The sequence below is a fragment of the Vibrio sp. D3 genome, assembly GCF_043995865.1.
GTDB lineage: Bacteria > Pseudomonadota > Gammaproteobacteria > Enterobacterales > Vibrionaceae > Vibrio > Vibrio diabolicus.
Genome location: NZ_CP171886.1, coordinates 1,559,670 through 1,573,892 on the forward strand (window position 1 = coordinate 1,559,670; position 14,223 = coordinate 1,573,892).

Genomic DNA, 14,223 nt, shown 5'->3' on the forward strand with positions numbered 1-14,223 from the left:
TTTTACAGACGAGACAACGACTTGAAGTTCTACTCGTGCTAAATCAAAAATCGTTCACAGTGTATGTGAGCCAAATCAACTCGCTCGTTAAGGGCGTGTCACCGAAGCCTCCTTCTTGAAGTCATTTGGGTATATACATCAGTTTTAACGATAGCCATATCGAGATGCTTGGTATGGCTTTTATCGTTAAGGATAATAATTTCATTGGATCAAGGGGTATATAATCGTTAAATTGCACTTGCGACATCTTTGCGCTGTGACTGGCAATTCAAACTATTGTTTTAGCCAATAGAAACACTAAAAATTATCCACCAAATAATACGTTACTGAGTCTGTCCGTTGCATTTACGGCTGCCTATTTCGCAGCCGATGATTATTACTTAATATAAGAACTCACCATGCACACTCGTCGTGAACGCGTATTTGACCCCTTTCATCGTCTAACGGTATTTACAGATAAATGGCGACTTGGATCTAAATCTTATCTTACTGATCTCGCATCTATTGCCTTATTGCTGTTACCGCTGACGCTATCTAACGCACTTGCCATCTTTTTTGGTCACGCTTCTAGAATCCTAGGGGTGTCAGAGGTTTCTCAGTTATTGTTCCATCTTTCTGATATTTTAATCAACTTATATCCCACAGCGTTTTGCATTGTGGCTGGTTACTATTTATCGCATAAAGTGAATGTGTCGAGCGCGATTATCATCATTTATTCGTTGGTCATGTTCTATTTAATTTCAATAGAGAATGACAGCCTTTCTAGTAATTACATGTTGCCGAATAACCCGTTATTAGCACTCTTTAGTGCAACGGTGTCATACGTTTATTGTAAAAGTTTCCGAATTGAGCTGCTTGATCCTCAAGCAATGGACTTCTCTTCTCGTCTTTTTAAAGATGTCTTACATTTTTTCGTATTCGTTTTATTTGCGGTTAGCTTATCTCATGTCACCGCAGCGGTGATGGATGCTTTTACTACAGCAGTGGCTGGACTTAACTTTGATCCGCTGACGTTCACAGGAGGGTTATTTTATCAATCCATCTTGAGCTTATTAGGAGCGTCGGGCATTAATGGTCACAACATGTTGTTTGCCATCAAGCAGCAAATATACGCTGCGACCGAAGCCAACATGGCTGCTTGGCAAACAGGCGAAGCGTCGCTTAACGTCATTAGCCAAGGTTTTTACGACGCATTTTTATCCATGGGCGGGTCAGGGAATAGCATTAGTTTACTCCTGTGTCTGTTATTGTTCGCTAAAGAGCGCAATCATATTTTACTGGCATTAGCGGCAGCACCATTGGTGATGTTCAACATCAATGAAGTGCTGCTATTTGGCTTGCCTATCATCTTTAACCCTATTCTGGTCGTCCCATTTGTATTAGTACCGCTGGTAAGTTTTATCATCACCTACTGCGCGATTGCTTCCGGCTTAATTGCGCCTGTTGAAAATATTGTGAACTGGATGACACCGCCTCTGTTGAGTGGTTATGTTGCAATGGGGCATCAGGTTCAAGGGGCGATACTTCAACTGGTGGTGATTGCGATTGGTGTACTAATTTATCGACCGTTTTATCTAGCCTATGCAGGCAAATATGTGGGGCAGCTTGGTGTAAGTAATACTTACAATGGTTTAGAACAATCCCTATTTAAATCACTACTCAGTAGTGTGAAAGATGCGAACACATCGAGTATCAGCAAGTCATCCGCGCAGAAGCGTTTAACTTCCATTCTTCGTGAAGGCGAGTTGGTGATGTTTTATCAAAAGCAGCACTCAACAAAGGATGCGGAACAGTATTCTTACGAAGCGCTTATTCGATATAAAGATGAAGATGGAAACTTACTTTCACCAACGTTTATTGAAGATTTTCACCGGTTAGATGCCATGCCACTGCTCGATAAATTAGTACTCGAAAAGGTGTTGTCGGATATGAAGGAAATGGGATTATCTGAGCAACGAAGAGTGGCCATTAATGTTTCTGTTGCTACCATTCAACAAGTGGATTTTGTTCAGCATTTACAAGGCCGGTTGGTCTATTTTGGAATCCCGGCTGAATGGCTTGAAATTGAAATTACTGAAGAAGCCGTATTAGACAATGAAGTTTCTTTAACTAACACCATGAAAGCTCTACAGAGTATGGGAGTTCGTATCACAATGGATGATTTTGGTACGGGCTACGCATCGTTTCCTCATTTGTTCAAGTATCCATTTAACAAGATTAAGCTAGACAGATCGCTGCTATTGGACGCTAACGATCATCGTGGACGGCAACTGTATCGATTGGTTGCTAAGTTAGGACATATTGCAAATTGCGAGGTCGTAGCGGAAGGGGTGGAAACGCAGTCTGACTATGACTTTGTGCGGTCAAGTGGGGTTGATAAAGTTCAAGGGTTTTACTTAGCAAGGCCTGTACCTTTGGATGAGATTATCCATCGACGTGCTTAACTAAGGTGCAATAAAAAGGGAAGCGATGGCTTCCCTATAGTGAGTCTTGTTTTGACTTTGTTAGCTCTTATTTGAACTCAAATTTACCCTGCATGATCGCCCAGTGACCAGGGAATGAGCAGAAGAATGAGTAGTCGCCGCCAGCTTTCATTTTTTCAGTGCTGAACGTAATGCTGGTGCTTTCACCGCCGCCAATCACTTTTGTGTGAGCGTATACACGGTCGTCATTTGGCTTCACGTAATTGTTTTCTGCACCTGCTGCCATGCCGTCCGTGCCTACTGCTTGTAGATTAGCGGTATCTGCGATAACGACGTTGTGACCCATTGATTGTGCAGGCATTTTACCTGTGTGGTTTAGCGTCAGTTTTACTTCTTTACAAGTGGCTGGAACGCTCAGTGTTTTAGTAGAAAACTGCATCATATCGTTAGCATCTAGGGACACTTCACACTCGGCACTGGCTTGGGCACCAAAGCTCATTCCTACTAATGCGAAGGTTGCTGCTAATAAACGTAAAGACATATAACACTCTCCATTTTATATTTTGGGCTGACTTGGATTAATCTCATCCAATAGTTCTCATTATCAGCCAATTTTCACTCGAAAAACGTGCTTCAAGCGGTATATTGACGTTTTGTTGCAAAGTTGTACTGGTTAGTTCCACTATTTGATCACTCATAGACCCTATTTCATGCGATGGCGTGAGGTAAATCAAAAAAGAAAGGAACACGCCCCGTGCAGAGATAAGGTCTATCTTATTAAGCCTTTGGAGCAGTATCTTGGGCATTTATTAGAAGTAGATTAGAGAAGGTGAGAGGAGAGGCTCAAGCATAAAAAAGCTCAGCCAAATTGCTGAGCTTTAACAGTTAGAGCGGCAGTTTACGTTTAGCGATTTTGCTTCAACGCATCTAACGCTTCATGTAATGACGGCACGATGAAATGACCAAATTGTTTTACCTCTTCGCAAGGTTCAACTAAATCCGGAATCTGATAAGTAACCATATTCGCTGCCACGGCTGCGCGAACACCGTTATTGGAATCTTCAAAGGCCAAACATTGGCTTGGTTCTACATCCAGACGATTCGCTGCCAGCAAATAGATTTCTGGATCGGGTTTACCGTGGTTTACCTCGCAGCCTGTGGTGAGGTTGTCGAAGTACTTACTCAAACCCGCTAATTCCAGTTTGATTTTCGCCACCTCTTTTGCCGTAGAAGTCGCTACTGCGATTGGTAAGCCTTGTGCTTTCAGCCATTCTAGCAGCTCAACAACACCATTTTTCACTGGGATGGCTTGGTGTTTGACGACAGCATTGTAACGAGTACGCCATTCATGATGCAGGCGGTCTAGGTTCTCACCGTAGGCTTTGCGGAAAATTGCTTCAATACCTGCCGCATTGCGACCAATGATCGACAGGTAAACATCTTCATAAAACGGAAGGTTTTGGACTTCACATGCTTCTTGGAAAATACGCATACAGACGCGCTCAGTATCAAGGAGCAAACCATCCATATCAAAAATAGCAGCTTGGTAGTTCATTACATTACAGACTTTTCGATTGTGATGGTGCATTTTGACATAAGCGAGATAGATTTTCTTGCGGAATTCAAACCGTCCGTATCCTTTTTTACTTTATACCTAGCCGTTTGGCTAAGCGGTGTAAATTACCATTATCGAGTTCTAACTGACGTGCTGTTGCAGCCCAGTTTCCTTGATTCTGCTCTAGTGCTTTTAGAATAATGGCTTTTTGGAAGGTGTCAGTGGCTTGCTTTAAACCAGCGTCTGACAGTTCAAATGAAGAGCTAGGTATACCTGGCTCTTCAGTGATGGGCTGATTGTTCGATGCTTTGATATCGAAATCTTGTTCCACCAATTCGATATCCAGCGATTGAGTTCTAGCTTTGGCAAGCACGCCCGCTCGTTTGATTACGTGTTCCAGTTCACGCACGTTGCCCGGCCAAGAGTAATCTTTGAGTGCTTGAACTAGAGTGGGAGAGAGTCGAACACTGTTCAGCCCCAACTTGCTGCGTAGTTGCTCTGCAAAGAAACCAGCCAGTAGCACGACATCGTCTTCACGTTCACGAAGTGGGGGAGCATGAAGAGGGAATACACTCAAACGGTGGTACAAATCTGCTCTGAAACGGCCAGCTTTTACTTCTTCATGCAGAACACGGTTCGTTGCCGCCACAATGCGTGTGTTGACTCGAATATGGCGGTCATCACCCACACGTTGGATGTCGCCGTATTGGAGAGCTCGAAGTAACTTAGCTTGCAGTTCTAACGACAGTTCGCCGACTTCATCCAAAAACAGTGTGCCGCCGTCGGCTTGCTCGAACTTACCCTTGCGATTGCTGATTGCACCTGTAAATGCGCCTTTGATATGGCCGAAAAGCTCACTCTCTGCGACAGACTCAGGTAACGCGGCACAGTTTAAGTACACCAAGGTATTATTGGCTCGGTGAGAGCGATGATGAATTGCGTTTGCGACGAGCTCTTTACCAACCCCTGTTTCACCCATTATCAACACAGATAGTTCGGTATCTGCCACCGCATCGATTTGCTCTTGAAGTGCTTTCATCCCAGCAGATTTGCCAATGATTTCGTTGCTTAGTGTGCGTTTCTCAGTGTAAGACTCACGTGGCAAGCTTGCTTGTGTTTCTAACTGCTCCAGTAGTAGAGCAGTGTGCAAGCCACCCGCGGCTAACGCACTGAAAAAGCGTAGTTCTTGATTGAGTAAACCATCGAACTGATTCGGGTCGAAGGCATCAATAGTGATCGCGCCAATCAATTGATCGTCGATCAACAAAGGGAGACCAATACATGAATGGACGTGCAGCTTGTCGTCGTGGTTCGGAATTAACCCGTCATAGGGGTCGGGTAAGTCGCTATTTGATGGAAACCGTACGATATCGCCAGCGCGTGCAATGGCTTCCAATCTCGGGTGTTGGTTTATAGAAAAACGGCGTCCCAATACTTCCTTTGCTAAGCCATTGATAGCCAGCGGCTTAAAGTGCTGATCTTCATACAAAAGAAGAGCAGAAGCATCACATTTTAATATCTCGCGAATCGTTGTTAATAAGGTATCAAATCGAGCTTGCCGAGTGAGCGCTGAATTTAGGTCTTGCGTGATGTGTAGCCATTGCGCGATTAAAGAAGTCATAGCCAATACCAATTGTGTCAATATGACTATTGTAGTGTCTTAATGACAATTTTCAACTGTGTCTAAATGACACTTGTTAAAGTTGTATTTTAATTAAATTATTGAAATATATAGCAATTAAAAGTTGGCATGCCCAGTGCATTACAAGAAGAAATTATTTTTGTTTATCCCGTCATTCAAGGTAGTAATCATGACAATTCACGTAAAAAACAACATCCACTGGGTAGGTCAACGCGATTGGGAAGTTCAAGACTTCCACGGTACAGAATACAAAATGACAAAAGGTACCAGCTACAACAGTTATCTAATTCGTGAAGAAAAAACGGTGCTGATCGATACGGTCGATCATCGATTCAGCCAGCAATTTATCCAGAACCTAGAAATGGAAATCGATCTTAAGACGATCGATTTTATCGTCGTGAACCATGCAGAAGAAGATCACTCGGGCGCATTGTCGGCATTGATGGAGAAGATTCCGAACACGCCAATTTACTGTACGGAAGCGGCGATTGATTCGATTGTTGGTCATCACCATCATCCCGAATGGAACTTTAAAACGGTAAAAACGGGTGACAACATCGATATTGGTAACGGTAAACAATTGGTATTTGTAGAAGCGCCGATGTTGCACTGGCCGGACAGTATGATGACATACCTAACGGGTGATGCGGTGCTGTTTAGTAATGACGCCTTTGGACAACATTATTGTGATGAGCGTTTGTTCAACGACGAAGTGGATCAAAATGAGTTGATGGAACAGTGTCTGCGTTACTACTCCAACATCTTAACGCCGTTCAGCAGCTTGGTAACCGCTAAAATCAAAGAAGTGCTGAGCTTCAACTTGCCTGTCGACATGATTGCAACTTCACACGGTATTGTGTGGCGCGATAACCCAGTCCAAATCATCGAGCAATATTTGGAATGGGCGGACAATTACCAAGAAGATCGCATCACAATTTTCTACGACTCAATGTCGAACAATACCCGAATGATGGCAGACGCGATTGCACAGGGCATTCACGATGTCGACCCGGGTGTCGCTGTTAAAGTCTTCAATGTGTCTAAGCACGATAAGAATGAAATTCTCGCCAATGTGTTCCGCTCAAAAGGCATCTTGGTTGGTTCGTCTACCATGAATAACGTCATGATGCCGAAGATTGCTGGCATGCTGGAGGAGATCACAGGTCTTCGTTTTAAAGCCAAGAAAGCCGCTGCCTTTGGTAGTTATGGCTGGAATGGTGGTGCGGTAGACCGTATCCACGCACGGTTGACCGACGCGGGTTTTGAAACGGCAGTCAGCCTGAAAACTAAATGGCGACCAGATGGTAAAGCGATGCGTGAGTGTCGTGAACATGGCAAGAGCATCGCGAAATTGTGGGCGGAACATTCACTAACAAGCCCTGTTGCGTCTCCGATGATGGCTGCGTCTGCACCGCAAGTTCAATCACAGCCCGTTGTACAAGTAGAAACGCAAGCCGTGGTCGAAAGGGAGCTTATTAATCCAAGCTCAGAAGTACATCCATCAGATTGCCAGTGCATGATTTGCACCGTTTGTAACTGGGCGTATGACCCTGCTCAGGGTGAGCCTAACCAAGGAATTGAACCGGGTACCACGTGGTCAGACGTTCCGGATTACTTCCTTTGCCCGGAGTGTCACTTGGGTAAAGATGTATTTGTTGAGTTCAAGGGGTAAGGAGCTGTGATGCAAGCACCAATTGTAATCATAGGCAGTGGCTTTGCTGCCTATCAACTGGTTAAAACTGTGCGTCGAATGGATGCACAGGTGTCAATTCAAGTATTCACCGCTGATGACGGTGCGGAGTATAACAAGCCCGATTTGAGCCATGTGTTCAGTAGAAAACAGACCGCGAGGGATTTGGTAGTAAAAACGGGAGAAGCTTTTGCCCAAGAGCACCATATCGAGTTATTAACCCACACTAAAATTGAGAGTGTGGATACGCAAGCCCAACAAGTGGTAGCAGATGGACAAGTTTATGCGTACTCCAAACTGGTTTTTGCAACGGGCGCGAAAGCTTTTGTTCCTCCAATGCGAGGTGATGCTTCTGGCGATGTCCTAACGCTCAATTCGTTACAAGAGTATCAGCTCGCAGAAGAGAGAGTCAGTCAAGCAAAGCGCGTAATGGTTATCGGTGGTGGTTTGATTGGCGTTGAGATTGCAATGGATATTGCGAGCAGCGGTAAAGCCGTTACGGTGGTTGAATCAAACCAACGCTTGCTTGCCAATCTTATTCCTGAGTTTGTGGCGTTGCCTCTGGAAAGCCAACTTAAGCAGCAAGGCATTCAATTGGCGTTGGGAAATGGGGTTGTTGAGGTGAGTCGTAACGCCGATTCGTTGGTAGCGACTTTGAACAGCGGTGAAGTGATCGAGACTGATGCAGTGATTTCTGCCGCGGGCTTACGTTCAAACACTCAATTAGCGAATGCTTGTGGATTAGAGGTTGGGAAAGGCATTGCTGTCGACGCTAAGCTGCAGACTTCTGCGAACAATGTATTCGCTCTGGGCGATTGCGCCGAGATACAAGGGCGTATGCTTCCATACCTTCAGCCAATCGTGTTGAGCGCTAATGTTTTAGGTAAGCTGTTGCTTGGGCAGGAAGCGCAATTGAAGTTGCCGCCAATGATGGTAAAAGTCAAAACGCCGAGTTACCCAATTCAGCTTGCCGGGGACTTCAGTGCTGTCGCGAATTGGAATGTGCAGATTTCTCAATCTGGCATCGTGGCAAAAGCTGAAAATGAACAAAGCATATTGACAGGGTTTGTTGTGACGGGTGAGCAAGTGGCTCAGGCTTTTCCGTTACTGCGTGAACTGTCTCAAGTCGCACAATCGTAACTCGCTTCAAGCGGCACAATTTTATATTCAAAGAGGGGATAACCATGTCACATCTTCGTATTCCGAAAGACTGGACGGTTCAACGTTCGACGCCTTTTTTTACCAAAGGCTGTGTGCCTCCTGCTCTTCTAACTCATCACAACACAGCCGAAGGCGTGTTTGGGCAGTTATGCGTAATGGAGGGGCAAGTCACCTATTATGGTTTTGCAGATGAATTCGCGACAGAGCCTGAAATGGTCGTCGTGATCAACGCAGGTCAGTTCGCGACAAGCCCGCCACAGTATTGGCATCGTATTGAAATGAGCGATGATGCACAGTTCAATATTAACTTTTGGTCGAATAAAGATAAAAGTGGACAAGCGATGTTCCACGCTAAGCAGTAAACCTTTCTAGATAATTTGATTATTGCGTGAATTTATCGGGAAAAGCGCATATTAAGTAAAAGAGCAGAGACGTTTCTCTGCTCTTTTTTGCTTATTGGCAGTAACGACATGCAAACTTAATCAGCGATATTAACTATAAGCCCGCGCCACACGACCTTTGCAATTCAAGGTATATTGTTTGGCGTAAGCTGGGATGAAAACAGACTGGCCTTTGTCTACTGCGCACGTCTCACCATTTGCATGTGTAATCACGAGCGGGGAATCTAGCGGCAACAGGATTTCTGCGGTTCTTACATCAAGCGTTCGTTGGTTGGCTTGTTTTACAATCGCGAATTTGAAATCGTCGACGGGAATTGGGTATTCCAACATGTCATCGTTTTCGATTGGTTCAAGCAGTAGTGTATCGAATGGTTTTTCTTCGAAGCGTGTGCATGCAACGAGTTCTTTTATATCCATATACTTCGGCGTTAAACCGGCACGTAGCACGTTGTCTGAGTTCGCCATGATCTCAAGCCCCGTACCTTTCAAGTACGCGTGTGGCGTTTCTGCATCCAAGAACATCGCTTCGCCTGGTTTCAGCGTGACGACGTTGAGTAGCAAGGGTGCAAACAAACCAATGTCACCCGGGTATTGCGTTTCTAACTTCAAGATCAGGTTGAACAGAGGGAAGTCGGTGATGCGAGCTTGTGCCAATAGCACCGTCAACGCCATCTCTTTCTGTTCGCCTTCTAGTGACAGTAGACCGGAGAAGAAGGTCGCTAAGCCCGTTGGCGTTTGGTTTGCGATAAGGTCATTCACCAAGCCTTGCAGCTCAGGAATCGCCAGCTCAGAGAAGAAGCTGATGATTTCACTTGTTGGGCGGAAGCCATTCATCGCTTGGTATTCGGTTAGCGCGTAAACCAATTCTGGTTTGTGGTTTGGATCTTTGTAGTTACGGTTTGCAGCGGTTAGGGGAATGCCTTGTTTTTCTTCCAGTGCAAAACCCAGTTCTGCTTGTTGCTTGTTTGGGTGCACCTGAATCGACAGTGCTTTCTCAGCAGCAAGCACTTTAAACAGGTATGGAAGTTCACCAAAACGGTTTGCGACTTCTTCACTCAGAAAAGCATTCATGTCTTGAGCAATCAGTGAAGAGAGTTTGGTCTCCTCGCCGTTTACCATCACCACTGAGCAACCGTTTGGATGCGCGCCCATCCATACTTCGGCTTGTGGTTCGCCCGTTGGGTTTTCAATGCCAAACAGTTGGTTAACAGAAGTAGTACTGCCCCAAGCGTAGTTTTGAATCACGTTGTTCATCAGGAAAAACATCGGATGCTTAGCTTGAGTTTGAATCGTTTGTGTATCGGACATCGTTAAATCAGACATAGAGTGTCACCATGAGAGAAAATCATGGCTTGGGCGGCATTGCCCAAGCCATAGGAGTCATTTGGGGGGAGGGGTGATTAAGCGGCCGCTTGCATCATTTTTGCTTTACGAACTTTCTTCAGAGTTACACACGTTACTGCGGTAACCACTGCGCCAGCTGCCATACAAATCAGAGCAAGTACTGGGTGGTTCATCGCGCCAAGTAGAGCGACAACTGGACCGCCGTGAGCAACACTGTTAGTAATGCCGAATGAGAACGCCATTACTGCCGCCACCATTGAGCCAAGTACGTTTGCTGGAATCACTGACATTGGATCTTGCGCTGCAAACGGAATCGCACCTTCAGAGATACCAACCAGACCCATAGCACCTGCTGCTTTACCTGCTTCGGTTTCTGATTCTTCGAACAGGTCGAACTTACGACCAAGTGCTGTTGCTAGTGCCATGCCTAGAGGTGCAACAGGGATTGCACACGCCATCGCACCCATAAATTGAGTTTGACCACTCGCAATCATGCCCACAGAGAATAGGAACGCGACCTTGTTGAATGGACCACCCATATCGAAGCCAGCCATACCACCAAGTACGATGCCTAGTAGAACGACGTTACCTGTACTCATGCTTGTTAGTAGCGCAGTCAGACCGTCCATTAGGCTTGCGATTGGCGCGCCGATAACGAAGATGAAAAGACCAGCGATGAACAACGAACCTGTGATTGGCGCAATCATGATTGGCACCAAAGGTTGAATGAACTTGTGGTAGTTAATCGACGTAATCCACTTCACGAAGTAACCCACAAGCAGACCAGCGATGATGGCACCGATAAAGCCTGTACCTGCGTCTGCGCCGTAGAAAGAACCGTTGTTTGCAATCCAACCACCGATCAAGCCAGGAGCCAGAGCAGGACGGTCAGCAATCGCGTAAGCAATGTAACCGGCTAGGATTGGGATCATCAGCGTAAAGGCAACCACACCAACGTTGAGGATTTGGTTCCACATGCTGCCTTCAGGAATTGCCATGCCCGCTTCACTTGGCTGACCACCGACTGCAAGAGCAAGTGCAATCAACAGACCACCCGTTACAACGAATGGGATCATGTGTGATACGCCGTTCATCAAGTAGCGGTATAGGTCAGAGCGAGCCTGAGAGGCTTTGTTTGCCACAGACGCTTGTGCATTGCTGCTTGCTTCTGCTTGGTATTCTGGAGCGCTTAACGCTTCGTTAATCAGACCTTGAGCATCGCGGATAGGGGCCTTTACGTTGGTTTTTACCACGCGCTTTCCTGCAAAGCGGTTCATGTCGACTTGCTTGTCACATGCCACGATGATTGCGTCTGCACGCTCGATTTCTTCTGCGGTTGGGCTGTTTTTCACACCGATTGAACCGTTCGTTTCAACCTTGATTTCGTAGCCCATCGCCGCTGCACCTTTCTCTAGCGCTTCTGCTGCTAGGTAAGTGTGCGCAACGCCCGCAGGACAACCAGTAACACCAATGATGAAACCTTGGTTTGCTGGTGCGTCTGCCACTGCTTGCGGCTCTTCTTTAGCAAGTAGGAGTGCCAGTGCGTCTTGGCTGTTTGTTGCGCCTAAGAACGCATCGATGAAACCATCTTTAATCAATTTTGAAGATAGTTCTGCAAGTACTTCGATATGGTGGTTATCGCCACCGTCTGGAGAAGCTATCATGAAGAACAGTTTTGAAGGCAAGCCGTCTTCCGCGCCGTATTCGATACCTGATTTGCTTACGCCGATCACAACCGCTGGTTCAATCACAGCGGCGCTTTTCGCGTGTGGAATTGCCACGCCATCTTCAAATCCGGTATTTCCTAATTCTTCACGTGCTTTTATATCTGCAAGAAATTGTGTTTGGTCAGAAATACGACCTTGGGCATGAAGAACGGCAACCAGTTCTTTAAATACGTCTTCTTTTGAAGACGCTTTAAGATCAAGCTTAATTAAGTCTTCATTTATTAGTTTGGTGATCATTGTAGAGCCCCTATAAATATAATTTTTATTTCAGGGATATTTTTAAATTAGTGAGAAAAAGACTGTAGTGAAGAAAAAATGCATTTACTGGAGGATTGTAACCGACTCACTATAGTGTGATTTAGATCGTTCATTAGACAAATCTAGCTGCATATCTGTGACATGATGGATAAGAAGCTAAACGATAAGTGAAATGTGGCTTTGCTCCCATTTGAAAAGGGATTTGGTGTTGTTGATAGAGTTTTTGTCACTGGAAATTTGATGCGTTAACTGGATTTTTGTAACATTAAAATGGAAGTGTGATTTTGCTCAATAGCACAAAAGTCCAGTCCGGTGTATATCTATAGTAAATAGCATCATTGATGCATATATAGAGTGTGAGACAATGATTTTTCATGATTTAATTTCAGCGGTATTAAATGAAAGAGAGCCATTTCATAATATTTGGTTTGCAGGAGATTTTCATACGCCGCCTGAATTTAGCTATCAAGTTAATTTCCCTCGCCTAGAGTTAGTTCTGGATGGGGAATATATTAATGAAATGGAAAGTCATGATCGAAAAGTAACGCACATCGTTGCTAAAAAAGGCGACGCGATATTTATTCCACCTAACTGTTGGAATAAACCAGACTGGAATACCGATTGCTCAGTGTTAAGTATTTTGTTTGGGCGTCGACAACTTGGGTTGAGTTTGGTGAGCAAACGCAAAGGTGAGGCAAACTTTTACGATATTCAAAAGCATAGCATCCAAACGCGCTCAGGATTTGCGATAGATAACATCTTAGAAGCGTTGAGCTCACTGGCTCGTGAGAATACTAAAAAACCAATGGATGAGCTTTTACTACAAGCATTACTGCAATACGCGAAGACGATGTTGGATGCACCAGTCGAGCAGCAGTCACATAGCCGTGTGCAAGATCTCTATCAAGGGATCTGCATCTACATTCAAGAGAACTTCCATCGCCCAATCACGCGTGACAGCATTGCGTCGAGATTCAGTATTTCCTCGAACCATTTGTCGCGCTTGTTCCGTCAGCAGGGGCACATGACCTTGGCAGACTACATTACTTGGGTACGCGTGGATCGCGCGAAGTTTATGCTCAAGAAATACAACTTCAAACTCAATGACGTGTCAGTGCGCTGTGGATTTAAAGACGTGAACTATTTCTGCCGAGTATTTAAGAACCGTACAGGCAGAACGCCGACGGAATATCGTGGTTCGATTTAAGCCTTCAGTCAGAGAGCGTAAATCATAGAGAAGTTTAGGCAAGCAGCCTCGACATGGCGTACATCAGCAGCGCTTGTAAGTCGACGCTGCTTTTTGTTAGTAGTAGGCGTTCCGCCATTTGATCGGTAAGCAGATTTCGTGTGAGGTTAGTGGCCGCAATGATCTGTTCTCGGGTCGGCTTTTCTGGCATCACCAGTGCTATAGCCAGATGAACATCACCCATCTTCGAAGCCCAATCCATCGACTTTTCATTCGCAATAACGGCAATGGAAATATGGTCAACACCTGAAAACATCACATGCGGTAGAGCGATCCCCGGAGTCACGCAAGTTGATGAACGTTCTTCACGTTTAATAAAAGCAAGAATCAGCTCGTCGGGATGAATGGGGTGGATGAGCTGAGCTAGTCCTTTAAGGCATTCAAACTTGGTGAGCTCGGTATGCGCTTTGGCGTACTGCCATTTGATTTCACAAGGTGGGCAAATTTGCGGTAAACGCTCGGCCAGTTGGCTAGAAAATTCATAGTTGATATGAGATCCCACTACAGTAAAGTGTTCAGCAATCATGTCTTTGATGACGAAGCAGGCCAGCTCTGCGTCAATGCCAATCGCTGTGATTTGACACAAATCACCTTGTTGTAGACCTGCTTGCAAAATCGCCACGGACTTGGTGAGTTCCGCAACACGATTTTGCGTTACATTAATGATATGTAAGGTACTTTTGAACTTCTTTGCCACTCGATTGAGTGGCTGAGCAACGTGCGCACTGGCATTTGCATTATCGACGAAAAAGGTGATTTGGTATTCGTTCATCTGC

At 45.3% G+C, this 14,223-nt stretch carries 11 protein-coding genes; 5 read left to right on the forward strand and 6 right to left on the reverse strand.

Going from position 1 to position 14,223, the window contains the following annotated elements; translation table 11 throughout:
• Nucleotides 1-398 precede the first annotated feature (398 nt).
• Entirely contained in the window at nucleotides 399-2,444 is a 2,046-nt protein-coding gene (locus tag ACHFJ9_RS06790) for an EAL domain-containing protein (RefSeq protein WP_395354391.1), read from the forward strand.
• A gap of 67 nt (nucleotides 2,445-2,511) precedes the next feature.
• On the opposite strand, the gene azu is transcribed toward ACHFJ9_RS06790, so the two are convergent.
• From azu to norR, 3 genes are all read right to left on the reverse strand, one after another.
• On the reverse strand, nucleotides 2,512-2,964 hold the full coding sequence (gene azu, locus ACHFJ9_RS06795; RefSeq protein WP_005392455.1) for an azurin: 453 nt from the start codon (nucleotides 2,962-2,964) through the stop codon (nucleotides 2,512-2,514).
• A gap of 363 nt (nucleotides 2,965-3,327) precedes the next feature.
• Nucleotides 3,328-3,978 (reverse strand): HAD family phosphatase, encoded by a 651-nt coding sequence (locus ACHFJ9_RS06800; RefSeq protein ID WP_225461277.1) that lies wholly within the window; start codon nucleotides 3,976-3,978, stop codon nucleotides 3,328-3,330.
• An 88-nt stretch (nucleotides 3,979-4,066) separates the two neighbouring features.
• Nucleotides 4,067-5,599, reverse strand: coding sequence for a nitric oxide reductase transcriptional regulator NorR (norR, locus tag ACHFJ9_RS06805; RefSeq protein WP_395354393.1), 1,533 nt, complete (start codon nucleotides 5,597-5,599; stop codon nucleotides 4,067-4,069).
• 190 nt (nucleotides 5,600-5,789) lie between these two features.
• Between norR and norV the strand changes: the two genes are divergently transcribed.
• The 3 genes from norV to ACHFJ9_RS06820 are packed head-to-tail and all read left to right on the forward strand — an operon-like array spanning nucleotide 5,790 to nucleotide 8,833.
• On the forward strand, nucleotides 5,790-7,292 hold the full coding sequence (gene norV / locus ACHFJ9_RS06810) for an anaerobic nitric oxide reductase flavorubredoxin (RefSeq protein ID WP_395354395.1): 1,503 nt from the start codon (nucleotides 5,790-5,792) through the stop codon (nucleotides 7,290-7,292).
• Between the two features lie 9 nt (nucleotides 7,293-7,301).
• A complete protein-coding gene (gene norW / locus ACHFJ9_RS06815) occupies nucleotides 7,302-8,450 on the forward strand; it encodes an NADH:flavorubredoxin reductase NorW (RefSeq protein WP_395354397.1) in 1,149 nt (382 codons plus the stop codon).
• Nucleotides 8,451-8,494: 44 nt separating this feature from the next.
• A complete protein-coding gene (locus tag ACHFJ9_RS06820; protein ID WP_395354399.1) occupies nucleotides 8,495-8,833 on the forward strand; it encodes a DUF1971 domain-containing protein in 339 nt (112 codons plus the stop codon).
• A 129-nt stretch (nucleotides 8,834-8,962) separates the two neighbouring features.
• Here the strand turns inward: ACHFJ9_RS06820 and manA are convergent, their stop codons facing one another.
• Together manA and ACHFJ9_RS06830 are read right to left on the reverse strand one after the other, a co-directional pair.
• Nucleotides 8,963-10,195, reverse strand: a complete 1,233-nt coding sequence (manA, locus tag ACHFJ9_RS06825) for a mannose-6-phosphate isomerase, class I (protein ID WP_395354401.1) — start codon at nucleotides 10,193-10,195, stop codon at nucleotides 8,963-8,965.
• Nucleotides 10,196-10,272: 77 nt separating this feature from the next.
• Nucleotides 10,273-12,180: a fructose-specific PTS transporter subunit EIIC gene (locus ACHFJ9_RS06830; RefSeq protein WP_395354403.1), complete on the reverse strand. Its 1,908-nt coding sequence runs from the start codon at nucleotides 12,178-12,180 to the stop codon at nucleotides 10,273-10,275.
• Nucleotides 12,181-12,565: 385 nt separating this feature from the next.
• On the opposite strand from ACHFJ9_RS06830, the gene ACHFJ9_RS06835 reads away from it, so the two are divergent.
• The gene (locus ACHFJ9_RS06835; protein ID WP_145535617.1) at nucleotides 12,566-13,408 is read left to right on the forward strand and encodes a helix-turn-helix transcriptional regulator; all 843 of its coding nucleotides are present in this window, start codon (nucleotides 12,566-12,568) and stop codon (nucleotides 13,406-13,408) included.
• Nucleotides 13,409-13,442: 34 nt separating this feature from the next.
• Here ACHFJ9_RS06835 and ACHFJ9_RS06840 read toward each other — a convergent pair whose 3' ends face one another.
• Nucleotides 13,443-14,219 (reverse strand): PTS sugar transporter subunit IIA, encoded by a 777-nt coding sequence (locus tag ACHFJ9_RS06840; protein WP_104973061.1) that lies wholly within the window; start codon nucleotides 14,217-14,219, stop codon nucleotides 13,443-13,445.
• Nucleotides 14,220-14,223 lie beyond the last annotated feature (4 nt).

Excerpts from the sequence above, each read along its gene's own strand:
- ACHFJ9_RS06790 (WP_395354391.1), top strand. The coding sequence starts at position 399 with ATGCACACTCGTCGTGAACGCGTATTTGACCCCTTTCATCGTCTAACG.
- azu (WP_005392455.1), bottom strand. The coding sequence starts at position 2,964 with ATGTCTTTACGTTTATTAGCAGCAACCTTCGCATTAGTAGGAATGAGC.
- ACHFJ9_RS06800 (WP_225461277.1), bottom strand. The coding sequence starts at position 3,978 with ATGAACTACCAAGCTGCTATTTTTGATATGGATGGTTTGCTCCTTGAT.
- norR (WP_395354393.1), bottom strand. The coding sequence starts at position 5,599 with ATGACTTCTTTAATCGCGCAATGGCTACACATCACGCAAGACCTAAAT.
- norV (WP_395354395.1), top strand. The coding sequence starts at position 5,790 with ATGACAATTCACGTAAAAAACAACATCCACTGGGTAGGTCAACGCGAT.
- norW (WP_395354397.1), top strand. The coding sequence starts at position 7,302 with ATGCAAGCACCAATTGTAATCATAGGCAGTGGCTTTGCTGCCTATCAA.
- ACHFJ9_RS06820 (WP_395354399.1), top strand. The coding sequence starts at position 8,495 with ATGTCACATCTTCGTATTCCGAAAGACTGGACGGTTCAACGTTCGACG.
- manA (WP_395354401.1), bottom strand. The coding sequence starts at position 10,195 with ATGTCTGATTTAACGATGTCCGATACACAAACGATTCAAACTCAAGCT.
- ACHFJ9_RS06830 (WP_395354403.1), bottom strand. The coding sequence starts at position 12,180 with ATGATCACCAAACTAATAAATGAAGACTTAATTAAGCTTGATCTTAAA.
- ACHFJ9_RS06835 (WP_145535617.1), top strand. The coding sequence starts at position 12,566 with ATGATTTTTCATGATTTAATTTCAGCGGTATTAAATGAAAGAGAGCCA.
- ACHFJ9_RS06840 (WP_104973061.1), bottom strand. The coding sequence starts at position 14,219 with ATGAACGAATACCAAATCACCTTTTTCGTCGATAATGCAAATGCCAGT.